Source organism: Pseudomonas sp. GW456-12-1-14-TSB6, from assembly GCF_059424205.1.
In genome coordinates this window covers 52,293-69,086 of record NZ_JBWKZE010000025.1, presented here as the reverse complement: position 1 = coordinate 69,086, position 16,794 = coordinate 52,293, and the positions used below count along the sequence as shown (strand labels likewise).

At 61.0% G+C, this 16,794-nt stretch carries 16 protein-coding genes; 8 read left to right on the top strand and 8 right to left on the bottom strand.

Annotation, left to right across the window (positions count from 1 at the left end; translation table 11 throughout):
- Positions 1 to 53: 53 nt before the first annotated feature.
- The gene (locus AC07Y2_RS21455; RefSeq protein WP_039772673.1) at positions 54 to 1,487 is read left to right on the top strand and encodes a M48 family metalloprotease; all 1,434 of its coding nucleotides are present in this window, start codon (positions 54 to 56) and stop codon (positions 1,485 to 1,487) included.
- Between the two features lie 78 nt (positions 1,488 to 1,565).
- Here the strand turns inward: AC07Y2_RS21455 and AC07Y2_RS21450 are convergent, their stop codons facing one another.
- From AC07Y2_RS21450 to rpoE, 4 genes are all read right to left on the bottom strand, one after another.
- On the bottom strand, positions 1,566 to 2,936 hold the full coding sequence (locus AC07Y2_RS21450) for a DegQ family serine endoprotease (protein ID WP_235375926.1): 1,371 nt from the start codon (positions 2,934 to 2,936) through the stop codon (positions 1,566 to 1,568).
- Between the two features lie 284 nt (positions 2,937 to 3,220).
- Positions 3,221 to 4,183, bottom strand: a complete 963-nt coding sequence (locus AC07Y2_RS21445; RefSeq protein WP_039772677.1) for a MucB/RseB C-terminal domain-containing protein — start codon at positions 4,181 to 4,183, stop codon at positions 3,221 to 3,223.
- Between the two features lie 8 nt (positions 4,184 to 4,191).
- Positions 4,192 to 4,779: a sigma-E factor negative regulatory protein gene (locus tag AC07Y2_RS21440; protein ID WP_039772679.1), complete on the bottom strand. Its 588-nt coding sequence runs from the start codon at positions 4,777 to 4,779 to the stop codon at positions 4,192 to 4,194.
- Between the two features lie 31 nt (positions 4,780 to 4,810).
- Positions 4,811 to 5,392, bottom strand: coding sequence for an RNA polymerase sigma factor RpoE/AlgU (rpoE, locus tag AC07Y2_RS21435; protein WP_003172477.1), 582 nt, complete (start codon positions 5,390 to 5,392; stop codon positions 4,811 to 4,813).
- A gap of 559 nt (positions 5,393 to 5,951) precedes the next feature.
- Between rpoE and nadB the strand changes: the two genes are divergently transcribed.
- Positions 5,952 to 7,568 (top strand): L-aspartate oxidase, encoded by a 1,617-nt coding sequence (gene nadB, locus AC07Y2_RS21430; RefSeq protein ID WP_103386828.1) that lies wholly within the window; start codon positions 5,952 to 5,954, stop codon positions 7,566 to 7,568.
- Here the strand turns inward: nadB and AC07Y2_RS21425 are convergent.
- Together AC07Y2_RS21425 and AC07Y2_RS21420 are read right to left on the bottom strand one after the other, a co-directional pair.
- Positions 7,537 to 7,989 carry a protein YgfX gene (locus AC07Y2_RS21425; protein ID WP_074691089.1) on the bottom strand — a complete coding sequence of 151 codons (453 nt, stop codon included), beginning with the start codon at positions 7,987 to 7,989 and terminating at the stop codon, positions 7,537 to 7,539. The genes nadB and AC07Y2_RS21425 overlap by 32 nt on opposite strands.
- The gene (locus AC07Y2_RS21420; RefSeq protein WP_007957989.1) at positions 7,973 to 8,227 is read right to left on the bottom strand and encodes an FAD assembly factor SdhE; all 255 of its coding nucleotides are present in this window, start codon (positions 8,225 to 8,227) and stop codon (positions 7,973 to 7,975) included. Before AC07Y2_RS21420 ends, AC07Y2_RS21425 begins: the two co-directional genes overlap by 17 nt.
- Before the next feature lie 149 nt (positions 8,228 to 8,376).
- On the opposite strand from AC07Y2_RS21420, the gene ygfZ reads away from it, so the two are divergent.
- Complete coding sequence (gene ygfZ, locus AC07Y2_RS21415) at positions 8,377 to 9,318, top strand: CAF17-like 4Fe-4S cluster assembly/insertion protein YgfZ (RefSeq protein WP_074691088.1); 942 nt, start codon at positions 8,377 to 8,379, stop codon at positions 9,316 to 9,318.
- Positions 9,319 to 9,353: 35 nt separating this feature from the next.
- Complete coding sequence (locus AC07Y2_RS21410) at positions 9,354 to 10,175, top strand: HDOD domain-containing protein (protein WP_103386827.1); 822 nt, start codon at positions 9,354 to 9,356, stop codon at positions 10,173 to 10,175.
- On the opposite strand, the gene AC07Y2_RS21405 is transcribed toward AC07Y2_RS21410, so the two are convergent.
- Together AC07Y2_RS21405 and AC07Y2_RS21400 are read right to left on the bottom strand one after the other, a co-directional pair.
- On the bottom strand, positions 10,176 to 11,561 hold the full coding sequence (locus tag AC07Y2_RS21405) for a sensor histidine kinase (RefSeq protein ID WP_039772688.1): 1,386 nt from the start codon (positions 11,559 to 11,561) through the stop codon (positions 10,176 to 10,178). It lies immediately after the preceding gene.
- Positions 11,554 to 12,225 carry a response regulator gene (locus AC07Y2_RS21400; RefSeq protein WP_007957980.1) on the bottom strand — a complete coding sequence of 224 codons (672 nt, stop codon included), beginning with the start codon at positions 12,223 to 12,225 and terminating at the stop codon, positions 11,554 to 11,556. Before AC07Y2_RS21400 ends, AC07Y2_RS21405 begins: the two co-directional genes overlap by 8 nt.
- A 450-nt stretch (positions 12,226 to 12,675) precedes the next feature.
- On the opposite strand from AC07Y2_RS21400, the gene AC07Y2_RS21395 reads away from it, so the two are divergent.
- Genes AC07Y2_RS21395 through AC07Y2_RS21380 form a run of 4 tightly spaced genes read left to right on the top strand, consistent with a single transcriptional unit; the run spans position 12,676 to position 16,714 of the window.
- Positions 12,676 to 13,653, top strand: coding sequence for a Bug family tripartite tricarboxylate transporter substrate binding protein (locus tag AC07Y2_RS21395; RefSeq protein ID WP_039772690.1), 978 nt, complete (start codon positions 12,676 to 12,678; stop codon positions 13,651 to 13,653).
- Positions 13,654 to 13,709: 56 nt separating this feature from the next.
- Positions 13,710 to 14,168 carry a tripartite tricarboxylate transporter TctB family protein gene (locus AC07Y2_RS21390; RefSeq protein ID WP_074691086.1) on the top strand — a complete coding sequence of 153 codons (459 nt, stop codon included), beginning with the start codon at positions 13,710 to 13,712 and terminating at the stop codon, positions 14,166 to 14,168.
- Position 14,169: 1 nt separating this feature from the next.
- A complete protein-coding gene (locus tag AC07Y2_RS21385; protein WP_103386825.1) occupies positions 14,170 to 15,684 on the top strand; it encodes a tripartite tricarboxylate transporter permease in 1,515 nt (504 codons plus the stop codon).
- A complete protein-coding gene (locus tag AC07Y2_RS21380) occupies positions 15,677 to 16,714 on the top strand; it encodes an AbrB family transcriptional regulator (protein ID WP_103386824.1) in 1,038 nt (345 codons plus the stop codon). Before AC07Y2_RS21385 ends, AC07Y2_RS21380 begins: the two co-directional genes overlap by 8 nt.
- The last annotated feature ends 80 nt before the right edge of the window (positions 16,715 to 16,794 follow it).

The following is a 16,794-nucleotide window of genomic DNA, read 5'->3' as shown; positions in this document are numbered from 1 at the left end:
CGCAAGCCCGGTGTCCGGCTACAGTAAGGTCTTTGTCGACTAAGGCTTTGTGCATGACATTTCTGCGCCCTACCCTGCTGACGCTCGCTTGCCTGCTCGCCTCACCGGGCTTCGCCGACGACCTGCCGTCACTCGGTGACGCCAGCTCTGCCATCGTCTCACCACAACAGGAATATCAACTGGGTCGCGCCTGGCTGGCATTGCTGCGCAGCCAGGTTTCGCAGCTCAACGATCCACAACTCAAGGACTACGTCGAGTCCAGTGTCTATAAGCTGGTGGAAACCAGCCAGGTCAATGACCGACGCCTGGAATTCATCCTGATCAACAGCCCGCAGCTCAACGCCTTTGCGGCACCGGGCGGGATTGTCGGGGTCAACGGCGGCCTGTTCCTCAATGCCCAGACCGAGGGCGAATATGCCTCGGTACTGGCTCACGAACTGGCTCACTTGTCCCAACGCCACTTCGCTCGTGGCGTCGAGGCCTCGCAGCGGATGCAGGTGCCGATGATGGCGGCGCTGCTGGCCGGCATCGTGATCGCCGCTGCCGGCGCGGGCGACGCTGGCATCGCGGCGATTGCCGGCACCCAAGCGGCGGCCATCCAGGAGCAACGGCGCTTCTCGCGTCAGAACGAGCAGGAGGCCGATCGCATCGGCATCCTCAACCTGGAAAAGGCCGGCTACGATCCGCGCTCGATGCCGACCATGTTCGAGCGTTTGATGCGCCAATACCGTTTTGACGCCAAACCGCCGGAGTTCCTGCTGACTCACCCGGTCACCGAATCGCGGATCGCCGACACCCGCAACCGCGCCGAACAGGCTAAACCCGGCGGCATCGAAGACAGCAAGCGCTACCAACTGATCCGCGCGCGGGTGCAGTTGACCTACGAAGAAACGCCGGGCCTTGGTGCCAAGCGCTTTCGCGCGCAACTGGACGATAATCCGAACAACGATGTGGCCCGTTACGGATTGGCGATCGCCCAGATCAAGGGCGGTCAGCTGAACGAGGCGCGAGAGAATCTCAAGCAACTGCTGGCCAAATCGCCGAACGAGATCATCTACAACCTCGCACAGGTTGATCTGGACATCACCAACAACAAGCTGGCCGATGCCCAGTCCCGGGTTGACCGGATGCTCAGTCAGTACCCTGGCAATTACCCGCTGAATCAGGTGCGCGTCGATCTGTTGCTGAAACAGAACCGCACCGCCGATGCAGAGAAGGCGCTGGAGGGTTTGCTGAAATCGCGTCCGGACGATCCGGACGTCTGGTATCAGGTCGCAGAAACTCGCGGGCTGTCCGGCAACATAATTGGCCTGCATCAGGCCCGTGCCGAGTATTTCGCCTTGGTCGGCGATTATCGTCAGGCCATCCAGCAACTGGATTTCGCCAAGCGCAAGGCCGGCAGCAACTTCCCGCTGTCGTCGCGTATCGATGCCCGCCAGCGCGAGCTGATGGAGCAGGAGCGTATGGTCAAGGACATGATGGGTTAAGCCCGCGCCGAGACAAATTCCGGACACAAAAAAACCGCCTCTTTCGAGGCGGTTTCTTTTACTTCTTCGATAACTGGATCATTCAGCCAGTTTGAAGGTGATGAAGCTGGCACGCCCCTGACGCAGAACGCGCATCGACACCGAACGGTTCTTCGGCAGCGCCTTGGCGATCTCGGCAAACTCCTTGGAAGAACCAATGGCCTGATTGTTCAGGTGCGTGATGATGTCGCCCGGTTGCAGACCGATCAGGGCCGCAGGACCGTCCTGCACTTCCTTGATCACCACACCGCCCTTCAGGTCGTAGGTTTTCTTCTGCTCGGCGCTCAATTCGGCAACCGAAACACCCAGACGATTGCTGTTGGTCTCGGCACCGGATTTCGGAAGGGCATCCAGCTCCTTGTCTTCATCAGGAATGGCGCCGACAGTCAGCTCGACATTCTTGCGCTTGCCGTCACGAATCACTTCGAGATTGGCCTTGGCGCCAGCCTTCAACGCACCCACCAGATGTGGCAGGTCAGCGGACATGACGATCGGTTGACCGTTCATGCTCAGGATCACGTCACCCACTTGCAGGCCGCCCTTGGCGGCCGGGCCGTCATCCTGAATCTGTGCAACCAGCGCACCGGCCGGCTTGTCCAGACCGAACGACTCGGCCAGATCCTTGTTCACTTCCTGGATCACGACGCCCAACCAGCCACGGCTGACCTTGCCACCGCTTTTCAGCTGGTTGGAAACGTCCATGGCCACGTCGATCGGAATGGCGAACGACACACCCATGAAGCCACCGGAACGGGTGTAGATCTGCGAGTTGATCCCGACCACTTCACCGTTCAGGTTGAACAGCGGGCCACCGGAGTTACCCGGGTTGATCGGCACGTCGGTCTGGATGAAAGGCACGTAGTTTTCATTCGGCAGGCTGCGGCCGACGGCACTGACGATGCCCTGGGTTACGGTGTGGTCAAAGCCGAATGGCGAACCGATTGCCACGACCCACTGGCCGGCCTTCAGGTCCTGGGATTTGCCAAGCTTCAGCACTGGCAGATCCTTGCCTTCGATCTTCAGCAGCGCGACGTCGGAACGTGGGTCGGTGCCGATCAGCTTGGCTTTCATTTCACTGCGATCAGCCAGACGCACGAGGATTTCGTCGGCATCGGCGATCACGTGGTTGTTGGTCAGAATGTAGCCATCCGGCGAAATGATGAAGCCCGAACCCAACGATTGCGCCTCACGCTGGCGATCACCACGCGGAGAACGCTGTTGTGGCGGCATGCCGCGTTCGAAGAACTCGCGCAGCATCGGTGGCAAGCCTTCAAGGTCAGGCATCTGCTGGTTAACTTTGCGATCCGGCAGCTTTTGCGTGGTACTGATGTTCACCACCGCAGGCGAGGCCTGTTCGACCAGTTGGGTGAAATCAGGCAGGCTGGCCGGGCTGACCGCTTCAGCCGCCATGGCTGCAGGAACAGCCTGACCGAGCACCAGCACCGTGGCGAAAATGGAGAGATAAGACTTCAAGCTTGGTATCGACATACAGCTCCCGTTACGACGAGCAGGGTTAAGCGATATGGAGCAAGGAACACCGGAAACCACAGGCCGGCATTTTTGTTCCGGGAACAACAAACAAGGCCAGAGCCGAGAGGCTCTGACCTATAAAAAATTTTCGGGTGTTTTGCAAATGAAAATGCTCAGCAAACATTTCACGTCTCGACGACGAAGTGGAGATAGCTGGAATCAGCTCACTGCTTGCTGGTTGCAGCGCCATCATTGCGCATCGACAGGGCAATCCGTTCGGCGGTTCCGATTGGAATCTCGCCAACCACCGTCACCATCATTTCGCCTTGAGGCGTTGTCAGACGGCGGGATACGGCAACGGTCGGGCCCAGTTGAGTCCGGGTATCGGTGACGGTTGCGCCGTTCAGCGGCTCCAGGAAGACAGAAAATCGTGCAAGACCATCGTCATACATCAGGCTGTTGACCTGGGTCTTGGTTTCCGGATCCTTGTGCGAGGAGCTGCTGGTAAGTTCGAAGCCAGGAGGCAACCAGTCGGAACGCCATACCTGAGCGGTCTTGACCGCAGAAGCCTTGTCGCTGTCGAGGGTGACTGTCTTGCAATCGGAATTGGCTTGCAGATCTTTGTCGGATGGAATTTCAGAGGTATCCAGTCGCGTAAACTGAAATCTCTCGAGTAACTGCCCCTTGTCGTTCAACAGCAGCGACTTGAGCGGCAGACCCGTTTCCCTGTCCAGATGCAGTTCGAAACCGTAGCGGTGCTGATCACGCGGCGTCAGCGATACGATCACCGCTTCACGCCCGGCCACACGCGACTTGCCAATGACGGCAAGCTCATACCAGTTCTTCAGCTTTTGAGGATCGAGAGGGCGAGCGGCGGAATTGGGAGAATCCCCAAGCCCCGCAATCAGGGTGCCGCTGACGCATTGAGTATGTCCATCAATGCGCACGACTTCCTGAGCCGAACCGTCGAGCTGAAGCAAACGCTCGCGGACCTGGCCATTCTGGACGCGATGCCAGATGTTGTGGGTAGAAAAGCTACCGTTACGCTCGTAAACGAATGTGCCGTGAAAGCTTTGCTGCTGCTCGGCCTGGCCCAGGCGGGTCAACCAGTCCTGAGCCTCGTCGGCGTGGGCTGGAACAATGAACCAGCCGCTGAGCAGAAGCGAAAGTAGAGGTATGGCGCGCATGATCCCCCTTAACGGTTTTCCAGGCTTGCTGCACGTGCATAAGGCAGCGCGCTCTCGGTGCCTTTCAAGGCAGCCTGTTGAGCGTGTTGACGCAAGTAACCTGGCAGACGCTGATCGTGCCAGCCTGGCTGACCTTGCAATACGCCATTGGCCATTGGGCCAGTAGCTTCCGAACTCTCACTATAACCTGCCAATACCGCCGGGCCTTTGACCTGAGGAGTGGCCAACACTGGCTGATTGGATTGCTGAGCGAGTTCGACGCCGGCGATTTCGTCCTGGTTGTACAGGCGAACACCCGCGAGAACGGCAACAGTCACCGAGGCGGCTACGGCCAGACGACCGAGGCTGCGCCATGGGCCGCGGGACACCTTCGCAGGCGTCGCTTCGTCCTCCAGTGCAGCAGAAACCGCCGCAGCGAGATCAAGGCGTGGAAGCAACAGATCCTTGTGCATGGCTGCCCGAGCGATCTGGTAACGAGCCCAGGTTTCACGGGTTTCAACATCATCCAGTGCATTGAGCACTCGACGCAGTTCCAGTTCGTCCGCTTCGTTATCCATCACTGCGGACAGCGATTCCTGCAGGGCTTCACGACTCATGGCGTTCCTCTCTTGGCTGTCGCCGCTGTCTTTAGTTTTCCTGCAGCAACGGCTGCAGGGCTTTATCGATGGCCTCCCGGGCGCGGAAAATCCGGGAGCGCACGGTACCAACCGGACATTGCATGACGCTCGCGATGTCCTCGTAACTCAGACCATCGAATTCGCGCAAAGTTAACGCCGTGCGCAAATCCTCTGGCAATTGCTGAATGGTTCGATGGACGGTGCCTTCGATCTCATCCCGCAGCAATGCCCGCTCTGGAGACTCGAGATCTTTCAGGCCGTGATCGCCATCATAGAACTCTGCGTCCTCGGAACTTACATCGCTATCCGGCGGCCGTCGGCCGCGTGAAACCAGATAGTTCTTCGCCGTGTTGATGGCGATGCGGTACAGCCACGTATAAAACGCACTGTCGCCGCGGAAATTTCCAAGCGCTCGATACGCCTTGATAAAGGCTTCTTGTGCGACGTCCTGGGCTTCATGGGTGTCGTGCACAAAACGCACGATCAACCCGAGAATTTTGTGCTGATACTTCAGCACCAGCAGATCGAAAGCTCGCTTGTCGCCACGCTGAACGCGTTCGACCAGCTGCTGATCCTCTTCCTGGGTTAGCATGAACACTCCTCGATAAACTCGAAGGAGGCTTGCATGACCAAACGACCGGACTTGCAAACATAGACTCGGGCTTTTCGCAAAAGTTCTCCCCCTCCAAGCAAGTTTCCTGCGGGCTCTGATTTGGCACGCACGAAAAACGCAGCGCGGGATGAACCGGCTGCGCGAATAATCTTGTCATCGGCTCGCCGGCAAGAACCTAACCGCAGGTTCCGCATTGAAGCCGACACTGTCCCTTGTTTCGGGCAACTGTCTATTGATCTTGGGCCTTTGGCAAAAGTTCCAAATATTTATAGACGTGCCGCGCCGACATTGTGCAACCGTGAGCTGAAAAAGCGTGTTTCATCTGCGATACAGTCGCTTTTTCCTAAAACCGATGAAAAAAACTTCCCGACAAAGCGTCCGTATTTTTTCGTCACGGTAGTTTCACAATGCCATATCGGCCCGACTATTGTGCCGCCCAACCCCTCTATATACTAGTGGGCTGTGTGGCTGTCTCGACTCGCCCATCCGCCTGTCCTGCGCCAACCCCGACCCGGGTCGCTTTGAGCGGAATCCTGAAATGAGCCAACAGTTTCAACACGATGTTCTGGTGATTGGCAGCGGCGCTGCCGGTCTGAGTCTGGCGCTGACCCTGCCCGGTCATTTGCGCATCGCCGTATTGAGCAAAGGCGACCTCGCCAACGGCTCGACCTATTGGGCCCAGGGTGGCGTCGCGGCCGTACTGGACGACACCGACACCGTCGAATCCCATGTCGATGACACCCTGAATGCCGGCGGCGGCCTCTGCCATGAAGACGCGGTGCGTTTCACCGTGGAGCACAGTAAAGAAGCGATCCAGTGGCTGATCGATCAGGGCGTACCCTTCACTCGCGACGATCAGTCCGGGACTGAAGACGGCGGCTTCGAATTTCACCTCACCCGCGAAGGCGGCCACAGCCATCGACGCATCATCCACGCCGCCGACGCCACCGGCGCCGCGATTTTCACGACCCTGCTGGCCCAGGCCAAAGAACGCCCGAACATCGAGTTGCTCGAACAGCGCGTAGCAGTCGATCTGATTACCGAGCGCCGGCTGGGGCTGGAGGGCGAACGTTGCCTGGGCGCCTACGTGCTCAACCGCAAAACCGGCGAAGTCGATACCTTCGGCGCACGCTTCGTGATCCTGGCGTCCGGCGGCGCCGCCAAAGTCTATCTATATACAAGCAACCCCGACGGAGCCTGCGGTGATGGCATCGCCATGGCCTGGCGTTCGGGTTGCCGGGTGGCGAACCTGGAGTTCAATCAGTTCCACCCCACCTGCCTCTATCATCCGCAAGCCAAGAGTTTCCTGGTAACCGAGGCCCTGCGCGGCGAAGGGGCTCATTTGAAGTTGCCGAACGGCGAACGCTTCATGCAGCGCTTCGACTCACGTGCAGAACTGGCGCCACGGGACATCGTCGCCCGCGCCATTGACCACGAGATGAAGCGCCTGGGTGTCGATTGCGTCTACCTCGACATCAGCCACAAACCCGAAGCCTTCATCAAATCGCACTTCCCGACCGTCTACGAGCGCTGCCTCGGCTTCGGCATCGACATCACCAAACAACCGATCCCGGTCGTGCCGGCCGCGCATTACACCTGCGGCGGCGTGATGGTCGATCAACAGGGCCGCACCGACGTCCCCGGTCTGTACGCCATCGGCGAAACCAGCTTCACCGGTCTGCACGGTGCCAACCGCATGGCCAGCAACTCGCTGCTCGAATGCTTCGTCTATGCCCGTTCAGCGGCGGCGGACATTCTCGAGCAACTTCCCGATGTGGCGATTCCACACGCCCTGCCCGCCTGGGATGCCAGCCAGGTGACCGACTCCGACGAGGACGTGATCATCGCCCACAACTGGGACGAATTGCGGCGCTTCATGTGGGACTACGTGGGCATCGTGCGTACCAACAAGCGCTTGCAACGGGCTCAGCATCGGGTGCGTCTGCTGCTGGACGAAATCGACGAGTTCTACAGCAACTATAAAGTCAGTCGCGATCTGATCGAGCTGCGCAACCTGGCGCAAGTGGCGGAACTGATGATCCGTTCCGCCATGGAACGCAAGGAAAGCCGAGGCCTGCATTACACCCTCGACTATCCGGACCTGCTGCCCGAAGCACTCGACACTATTCTGGTGCCGCCCACCTACGCCGGCTGAACTTCAGGCGAACCCGCAGGCGCCGGTGCAGATCCGCCGCCTGCGCATCCCGCGGCACGCAGATCGATCTGACTCGCCGCTCACCACGCAATCGAAAGCGCAGCACCACGATCAGCGGCAGCGCCAGGCTGTCCGGGCGCAATTGCACCGCCTGCCAGCCATCGGCCCGATTCCACAATTGCCAGCCATCGACGTCACGACGCAATCCGCAAAATGCCTTGGGATGACTCAGCAGAATCTGCCGCGGCAACACCCGCGCAGCATGGCCGAGACACGCGAAAGCCCCGAGCAACCCGGCCCAGAATGGAATCGATAACAGAAACAGAGAACCCAGCGCGAATGCCTGGGCCAGCAGATACGCCGCCAGCAACTGCCGTGAGGCATGCCAGCGGCATTCAAACGTGTTACTTGGGCTGGACACGATCCAGAATCATGCGAACCATGCGTTGCAGCTCGGGATCTTCCGATTCGCTGCGCTCCATGAACCAGCCGAACATGTCCTGATCCTCGCACTCGAGCAGGCGGACATACAGCGCGCGATCCACCTCGTTCAGATTGGCGTAGACCTCTTTCACGAACGGCACCAGCAACACGTCGAGTTCCAGCATGCCGCGACGGCTGTGCCAAAAGAGGCGATTCAGTTCAACTTGTTCGACCATGGAGCCCTCCTCAAATAGGCCGCAAGTATACAGGCCCGAAGCGGCCCGAACAGTCGGCTTTGGTCGGGCACCATCGATCCTTTATGAACTACCCATTTCAACACCGCCCCCTTATGATGTGCCCCAGTCTATTTACCCTGCGATGACCCATGGCCGATTCTGCTTTTTTCTGCACCCTGTCTCATGAAGGCGTTCTCGCGGTTCGCGGCGCGGATGCCGGCAAATTCCTGCAAGGCCAGCTGACCTGCAACATCAATTATCTGAGCGAAACCCAGGCCAGCCTCGGCGCCCGCTGCACGCAGAAAGGCCGGATGCAGTCGAGTTTCCGCATCGTGCTGGAAGGCGACGGCGTGCTGCTGGCGATGGCCGGCGAGCTGCTGGAGCCGCAACTGGCGGACCTGAAAAAGTACGCAGTGTTCTCCAAATCGAAACTGACCGACGAAAGCGCCTCCTGGGTGCGCTTCGGCCTCGATGATGGCGATGCGGTCCTGAGCAGTCTGGGCCTGGAACTGCCGGCAGACACCGACAGCGTGGCCCGCAACGAAGGGCTGATCGCTATTCGCGTCTCCCCTAATCGTGCCGAACTCTGGGTGCCCGCCGATCAGGCCGACACCATCAAAGGCAAGCTGTCCGCGCAATTGACCGAAGCCGAACTCAATCAATGGCTGCTGGGCCAGATCCGTGCCGGGATCGGCCAGGTCATGCCGAGCACCCGCGAGTTGTTCATCCCGCAGATGCTCAATCTGCAAGCCGTCGGCGGCGTGAGTTTCAAGAAAGGCTGCTACACCGGCCAGGAAATCGTCGCGCGCATGCAGTACCTGGGCAAACTCAAGCGTCGCCTGTACCGCGTGCAACTGGACGCCGCTGAGCTGCCGGAGCCCGGCACCCCGCTGTTCGCCCCGAGCCACGGCAGTTCGATCGGCGAAGTGGTGCTGGCCGCCCGTACCGAAAAGAATATTGAACTGCTGGCGGTGTTGCAGGCCGAAGCTGCCGAAGCGGGCGACTTGCATCTGGGCTCGGCCGAAGGTCCGGCGCTGCACTTGCTCGACCTGCCATACGAACTGGATCGCGACCGCGAAATCCAGCGTTGATCGCAGCATTTGTTGCAACACCCTAGAGAAACGACATGAGTGAGCTGGCGGATAAGGTCCAACAGGATTTGGTTGAGGCCATCGATAACGATGACCTGGTTCTGCCAACGTTACCGGAAGTGGCCCTGCAGATTCGCAAGGCCGCCGAAGACCCGGACATCAGCGTCAGCGACCTGAGCAAAGTGATTGGCCGCGACACGGCGCTGTCGGCGCGTCTGATCAAAGTGGTCAACAGCCCGCTGCTGCGCGCCACCCAGGAAGTCACCGACCTGCACACCGCCATCACCCGGCTCGGCGTCAACTACAGCAGCAACCTGGCGATCGGTCTGGTGATGGAGCAGATCTTCCACGCCCGCTCCGACGTGGTCGAACAGAAAATGCGCGAAGTCTGGCGCAAGAGCCTGGAGATCGCCGGCGTCAGCTACGCCCTCTGCCGCCGTTACACCCAGCTCAAGCCCGATCAGGCTGCGCTCGGTGGACTGGTTCATCAGATCGGCGTATTGCCGATCCTGACCTACGCCGAAGACCACTACGAATTGCTGTCCGACCCGGTCAGCCTCAATCATGTGATCGACCACATTCACCCGTTGCTCGGCGACAAGCTGCTGCGGGTCTGGGAGTTTCCGGAGCGTCTGGTGGAGCTGCCGGGGCTGTATCAGGACCTCAAGCGCGAATCGCAGCAGATCGATTACGTCGACATCGTGCAAGTGGCCAGCCTGTATTGCCATAAGGACACCGATCACCCGATCGCCCGCATCGATCCGTTCAGCGTGCCGGCATTCCGCAAGCTCGGCATCGATCCGGAAAACAAGGCGCTGTGCGCCGACCTGGAAGAATCGCGGTCGATGTTCTACTGATCAACCGGCGACAAAACTCACCCGTACCTTCAACCCCGCCTGCTCACCATCGTGCAAACTGATCTGCGCCAGATGCGCGCGGCAGATCTCCCCGACAATCGCCAGCCCCAGCCCGGAACCGGCCACTTGCTGGTTGCGCCGGTAAAAACGTTCGAACACCCGATCCCGCTCCTCCAGCGGAATCCCCGGGCCATCGTCTTCAACCTCCAGCACCGCCGGCGCCGTGACCCGCAGAATCACGTTGCCGCCCGGCGGCGTGTGCGCCAGCGCGTTGTCCACCAGATTGCTCAGCAATTCATTGAGCAATGTCGGCTCGCCGCGCAGCCACACCGGCTCGTCCGCCTCCAGCGCCAGCGCAACACCCCGCGCGTGGGCCAACGGCGCCATGGCCATGCCCAGCTCACGAGCCAACTGACTCAGATCGAGCAACTGTGCACCACCCTCGGCAATCGCCCGGGCGCCGTTTTCCACTCGGGCCAGCGACAGCAACTGATTGGCCAGATGGGTCAGGCGATCCGTGCTTTGTGCCGAGGATTCCAGCGTTTCGCGCCAGGTCTGCGGCTCGTTCGAGCGCAAGCCCAGTTCAAGCCGCGCCTTGAGCGCCGCCAATGGCGTGCGCAGTTCATGGGCTGCATCGGCGATGAATTGCGCCTGCCGCTCGAACTGGCCACGCAGGCGTTCGGTGAAATGGTTGAGCGCACGCACCAGCGGCGACAACTCATGCTGGACTTCCACCAGCGGCAACGGACGCAAGTCGTCAGGCTGGCGCTCTTCCACTGCCGTGCGCAGACGTTCGATCGGCCGCAACGCAGCGCTCACCGCAAACCACACCAGCAACAACGCGCCAATCGCCAGCATCCCCAGCCGCAGCAAGGTATCTGCCGCCAGACTGCGGGCCATGCTGACGCGCGCCTCATCGGTTTCGGCAACGCGGATTTCAGCCATGCCGTTCATGTTCGGCTCGCTGACCGCTTTGAGCAGGCTGACCACACGCACGTTCTGGCCCTGATATTTCGCGTCGTAAAACCGCGCCAGAGCGGGATAGCTGTCGGTTCTCGGGGTGCCTGGCGGCGGGCCCGGCAGGTTTTCATAACCGGAAATCAACTTCTGGTTGATGTCGTTGACCTGGTAATAGATGCGCCCTGCACTGTCGTAAGCGAAGGTGTCGAGCGCCACGTAAGGCACGTCGGCACTGAGGCTGCCATCGCGCTGCGAAAGACCGGCGGCGATAGTTCGCGCCGAGGCCAGCAGCGTGCGGTCGTAGGCGGTGTCGGCAGCTTCGCGACCGTTCCAGTACGCACTCAATCCGCTGGCGAGCATCAACACCACCAGCAGCAGTGCGAGGTTCCACAGCAACCGCCAGCGCAGGCTGCTGGGCTTATGCATCGCGGCTTTCCAGCAAATAGCCCAGACCGCGGAAGGTCACGATGGCCACCGAATGGCCGTCGAGCTTCTTGCGCAGGCGGTGCACGTAGATTTCGATGGCATCGGGGCTGGCCTCTTCGTCGAGACCGAACACCTGCGCAGCCAGTTGCTCCTTGCTCATCACTCGACCCGGACGGGCGATCAGCGCTTCGAGCACCGCTTGTTCGCGAGAAGTCAGTGTCAGCAATTCATCGCCGAGGGTGAAGCGCCGGGTGTCGAGGTCATAGGCCAGCACACCGCAGCGCTGCTGGCGTTCGCCGCCAAGCACGCTGCGGCGCAACAGGGCCTTGACCCGCGCTTCGAGTTCGGTGAGTTCGAACGGTTTGGCGAGGTAATCGTCAGCGCCGAGATTGAGCCCGTGGACCCGATCCTTGACGTCGCTACGAGCGGTCAGCATCAGCACCGGCAGGTTCTTGCCCCGGGCCCGCAGGCGCGCCAGCACCTCAAAACCGTCCATGCGCGGCAGGCCGACATCAAGGATCGCCACCGCGTATTCCTCGCTGCCCAGGGCCAGGTCAGCGGCCACGCCATCGTGCAAGACATCCACGGTCAGACCGGTGCTCTTGAGCGCCTGGGCAACGCTTTCGGCCAGCGGCAAATGGTCTTCGACGAGCAGGACACGCATGGATCTCTACCTCATTCAGGGATGGCCGACGCCATTCTTTGCGGCGGAGTTTACAGCCGCAACCGCCACTGTGAAGCCTGAAAACACGCGAAAGAATACTGAAAGGTTAGCGAAAGGTTGGGCCGTTAGAGTCGCTTCACCGAAGGTCCCGACTGCCGACCTTCGCCGTTTTGTCTGTCCATACACCGTAGCTTCAAAACGTAGCTCTCGAAAAACGCCTCGATGCGTTTTCGCCAATAAGAACAATAACGAGGTACTGCACCATGCTGTCCACACAGCTTCAGGTTGACCCGTTTCATTCTTCCTCTCGAATTTCCCCGTTTTCGCTTGTCAGCGCCGTCGTCGGCTGCGCGGCGTTCAACCCGTCCGGGTCTGAGCCTGTTAGCCTGCGCGCGCGAAACCGCCGCACCTGAAACATCCCCAAAAACAACAACTCCCGTGGAGACACTCATGAACCGATCCCTGCGCCGTTTCGCCCTCGCTGCCGGTTGCGTGCTGTTCGCCGGCCAACTGATGGCCGAACCGAAACGCCCCGAATGCATTGCCCCCGCCTCCCCCGGCGGCGGTTTCGACCTGACCTGCAAACTGGCGCAAAGCGCGCTGGTCAACGAAAAACTGCTGACCAAACCGATGCGCGTGACTTACATGCCCGGCGGCGTCGGCGCGGTGGCGTACAACGCCGTTGTGGCGCAGCGTCCGGCCGATGCCGGCACGCTGGTGGCGTGGTCCAGCGGATCGCTGTTGAACCTGGCCCAGGGCAAGTTTGGTCGGTTCGATGAAACCAACGTGCGCTGGCTGGCGGCGGTCGGCACCAGCTACGGCGCCATCGCGGTGAAAAGCGATTCGCCCTACAAAACCCTCGATGATCTCGTGCAGGCGCTGAAGAAAGATCCGAGTTCCGTGGTCATTGGCTCCGGCGGTACCGTCGGCAGCCAGGACTGGATGCAGACTGCGCTGATCGCCAAAGCCGCCGGGATCAACCCGCGCGACCTGCGTTACGTCGCCCTCGAAGGGGGCGGCGAGATCGCCACCGCCCTGCTTGGCGGTCATATCCAGGTCGGCAGTACCGACATTTCCGACTCCATGCCGCATATCCAGAGCGGCGACATGCGCCTGCTGGCCGTGTTTGCCGAGAAACGCCTGGACGAGCCGGAAATGAAGGACATTCCTACCGCGCGCGAACAAGGCTACGACATCGTCTGGCCGGTGGTGCGCGGTTTCTACCTCGGGCCAAAAGTCAGCGATGAAGACTACGCCTGGTGGAAAGACTCCTTCGACAAACTGCTGGCCTCCGACGACTTCGCCAAGCTGCGCGATCAGCGTGAACTGTTCCCGTTCGCCATGACCGGTCCCGAGCTGGACACCTACGTCAAGAAACAGGTGGCGGACTACAAGGTGCTGGCCAAAGAGTTCGGCCTGATCCAGTGATCGTCTCTGTCTAGCGTCCATGGCCCTCTCGCCGGGGCCATGGCAGGAGTTCCCTCATGCTTATTCAACGCATTTTTGCCTCGGTGCTGTTGCTGGCCTGTGCCGGCCTGGCACTGATGGCGTGGCCGTATCAGGCGGCTTTTTCCTACGAACCGGTGGGCCCTCGGGCGTTTCCATTGCTGATGCTCGGCCTGATGAGCCTGGCGCTGCTGTACATGGTGTTCCGCCCGGCGCCGATCAAACACAGCGAGGACGAACCGCCGCTGGATCGCGAAACCCTGACCAAGATCGCGATCTGCGTCGCCCTGCTGCTGGTGTTCGCCGGTTTGTTCGAACCGCTGGGCTTCATCCTCAGCAGCATTCTGATCGGTATTCCGATGGCGCGCCTGTATGGCGGGCGCTGGGTGCCCAGCGTCATTGTCACGACGCTGATGGCGATTGGTTTGTACGTGCTGTTCGACCGCGTGATGGACGTACCGCTGCCCCTCGGCCTGCTCGACGTTCTGGAGAACTGATATGGATACTCTCGGTTATTTGGGTCAGGGCTTCGGCGTCGCGCTGAGTCCGTACAACCTGGTCACGGCCCTGACCGGCACGTTGATCGGCACCGTGGTCGGGTTGTTGCCGGGCCTGGGCCCGATCAATGGCGTGGCGTTGCTGATCCCGATTGCATTCGCCCTCGGGCTGCCGCCGGAATCGGCACTGATCCTGCTGGCAGCGGTTTATCTGGGTTGCGAATACGGCGGCCGGATCAGCTCGATCCTGCTGAACATTCCGGGCGAAGCCTCCACCGTGATGACCACCCTCGACGGTTACCCGATGGCCCGCAAAGGCCTGGCTGGCGTGGCGCTGTCGTTGTCGGCATGGAGTTCGTTCATCGGCGCCTTCATCGCCACCTGCGGCATGGTGCTGTTCGCCCCGCTGCTGGCGAAATGGGCGATTGCCTTCGGTCCGGCGGAATACTTCGTGTTGATGGTGTTCGCGATTGTCTGTCTCGGCGGCATGGCCGGTGACCGACCGTTGAAAACCTTCATCGCGGCGTTGATCGGCCTGTTCCTGTCCAGCGTCGGCATTGACGCCAACAGCGGTGTTTATCGCTTCACCGGCGACAACATTCACCTGACTGACGGCATTCAGTTCGTGGTGCTGGTACTAGGCCTGTTCTCGATCAGCGAAATCCTTCTGCTGCTGGAGAAAACCCATCGCGGCCAGGAAGCGGTGAAAGCCACCGGGCGGATGATGTTCAACTTCAAGGAAGCGGCGTCGGTGTTCGTGGTGAACATCCGTTGCGGCCTGCTCGGTTTCATCATGGGCGTGTTGCCGGGTGCCGGTGCGACCCTCGCCAGCGCCGTGGCCTACATGACCGAGAAACGCATCGCCGGCGCCAGCGGCAAGTTTGGCCAGGGCGACGCCCGCGGCCTCGCCGCACCGGAAACCGCCATCGGTGCCTCCGCTTGCGGCGCGCTGGTGCCGATGCTGACCCTCGGCGTTCCGGGTTCGGGCACCACGGCGGTGATGATCGGCGCCCTGTCGCTGTACAACATCACTCCCGGCCCGCTGCTGTTCCAGCAACAACCGGACATCGTCTGGGGCCTGATCGCCTCGCTGTTCATCGCCAACATCATGCTGGTGATTCTGAACATCCCGATGATCCGCATCTTCACCCGCATCCTCGCCGTGCCGAACTGGGCACTGGTGCCGGTGATCGCGATCATCACCGGGATCGGTGTGTACGCCGTACACGCGACCACGTTCGACCTGTTCCTGATGGTCGGCATCGGCATCTTCGGCTACATCCTGCGCAAACTGGATTTCCCGCTGTCGCCAGTGCTGCTGGGGTTCATCCTCGGCGGGCTGATGGAGCAGAACCTGCGCCGGGCGCTGTCGATTTCCAACGGTGCGCTGGAGATTCTCTGGTCGAGCCCGATCACCTTCGGCGTCTGGGTGTTGACTGCCATCATGTTGCTGATGCCGCTGCTGCGCATCTGGCGCAAACGCTCGGCCGCGCAACGCGCCGTTGCCGATGTCTGATCGGCTCTCCCTCAAAACCTGGTGGGGAACCCCGCTGGTCGGTCTGCTTGGCGGTTACATCGCCAGCCAGATCGGCTGGCCGCTGCCGTGGATGGTCGGCTCGTTGCTGGCGATCATCCTGGTGCGCTGCCTGACCCCGTGGCAATTGACCGAAATCCCTGGCGGCCGCAAGTGCGGCCAGTGGATCGTCGGGATCGGCATCGGCCTGCATTTCACCCCGCTGGTGATGGAGCAGGTGCTCGGCCACTTCGGCCTGATCTTCTTCGGCGCGCTGGTCACCAGCCTGTCAGCGGTGGTCGGCGTGTGGCTGATGCGCCGCACCGGCGAGGATCGCGCCACGGCGTTTTTCTCCAGCATGCCCGGCGGCTCCGGGGAGATGGTCAACCTCGGCGCCCGCAACGGCGCGCTGCTCAGCCATGTCGCGGCCGGGCAGAGTCTGCGGGTGTTGGTGGTGGTGTTGTGTGTTCCGGCGGCGTTCAAGTATCTGCTGGGTGACGGCACCCCGATTTCACACGCCGGCAGCGTCGATTGGCGCTGGCTGGCGATTCTTTTTCCGGCGGGCGGCCTGCTCGCCTGGCTCTGGCAACGTCTGCGTCAACCTAACCCATGGCTGTTCGGTCCGCTGCTGGTCAGCGCGGCGGTGAGCATCGGCTGGGACCTGCACATCGGCCTGCCCAATGGCGGCAGCCAGATCGGCCAGTGGTTGATCGGCAGTGGGCTGGGTTGCCACTTCAACCGCCAGTTCTTCCGCCGCGCGCCATCGTTCATGGGGCGCACGTTGATCGGCACGGCACTCACCATGTTGATCGCGACACTGGCGGCGTTGGGATTGAGTGCGCTGACCCATCTGGACCTGCGCTCGCTGACGTTGGGCATGATGCCCGGCGGGATCGCCGAGATGAGTCTGACGGCGGAAACCCTGCAACTGTCGGTGCCGCTGGTGACCGCAATGCAGGTGATGCGGCTGCTGTTCGTGTTGTTTCTGGCGGAACCGTTGTTCAAATACTGGAACCGTAATCCCGAAGCCTGAGCCGGTTTTTGATCGTTCCCACGCTCTGCGTGGGAATGCAGCCCGGGACGCTCCGCGTCCCAAAGCGGACGCAGAGCGTC

Bases quoted from the DNA above. Each gene is read 5' to 3' on its own strand.
- AC07Y2_RS21455 (WP_039772673.1), top strand. From the start codon at position 54: ATGACATTTCTGCGCCCTACCCTGCTGACGCTCGCTTGCCTGCTCGCC.
- AC07Y2_RS21450 (WP_235375926.1), bottom strand. From the start codon at position 2,936: ATGGCGGCTGAAGCGGTCAGCCCGGCCAGCCTGCCTGATTTCACCCAA.
- AC07Y2_RS21445 (WP_039772677.1), bottom strand. From the start codon at position 4,183: ATGCGCGCCATACCTCTACTTTCGCTTCTGCTCAGCGGCTGGTTCATT.
- AC07Y2_RS21440 (WP_039772679.1), bottom strand. From the start codon at position 4,779: ATGAGTCGTGAAGCCCTGCAGGAATCGCTGTCCGCAGTGATGGATAAC.
- rpoE (WP_003172477.1), bottom strand. From the start codon at position 5,392: ATGCTAACCCAGGAAGAGGATCAGCAGCTGGTCGAACGCGTTCAGCGT.
- nadB (WP_103386828.1), top strand. From the start codon at position 5,952: ATGAGCCAACAGTTTCAACACGATGTTCTGGTGATTGGCAGCGGCGCT.
- AC07Y2_RS21420 (WP_007957989.1), bottom strand. From the start codon at position 8,227: ATGGTCGAACAAGTTGAACTGAATCGCCTCTTTTGGCACAGCCGTCGC.
- ygfZ (WP_074691088.1), top strand. From the start codon at position 8,377: ATGGCCGATTCTGCTTTTTTCTGCACCCTGTCTCATGAAGGCGTTCTC.
- AC07Y2_RS21410 (WP_103386827.1), top strand. From the start codon at position 9,354: ATGAGTGAGCTGGCGGATAAGGTCCAACAGGATTTGGTTGAGGCCATC.
- AC07Y2_RS21405 (WP_039772688.1), bottom strand. From the start codon at position 11,561: ATGCATAAGCCCAGCAGCCTGCGCTGGCGGTTGCTGTGGAACCTCGCA.
- AC07Y2_RS21400 (WP_007957980.1), bottom strand. From the start codon at position 12,225: ATGCGTGTCCTGCTCGTCGAAGACCATTTGCCGCTGGCCGAAAGCGTT.
- AC07Y2_RS21395 (WP_039772690.1), top strand. From the start codon at position 12,676: ATGAACCGATCCCTGCGCCGTTTCGCCCTCGCTGCCGGTTGCGTGCTG.
- AC07Y2_RS21390 (WP_074691086.1), top strand. From the start codon at position 13,710: ATGCTTATTCAACGCATTTTTGCCTCGGTGCTGTTGCTGGCCTGTGCC.
- AC07Y2_RS21385 (WP_103386825.1), top strand. From the start codon at position 14,170: ATGGATACTCTCGGTTATTTGGGTCAGGGCTTCGGCGTCGCGCTGAGT.
- AC07Y2_RS21380 (WP_103386824.1), top strand. From the start codon at position 15,677: ATGTCTGATCGGCTCTCCCTCAAAACCTGGTGGGGAACCCCGCTGGTC.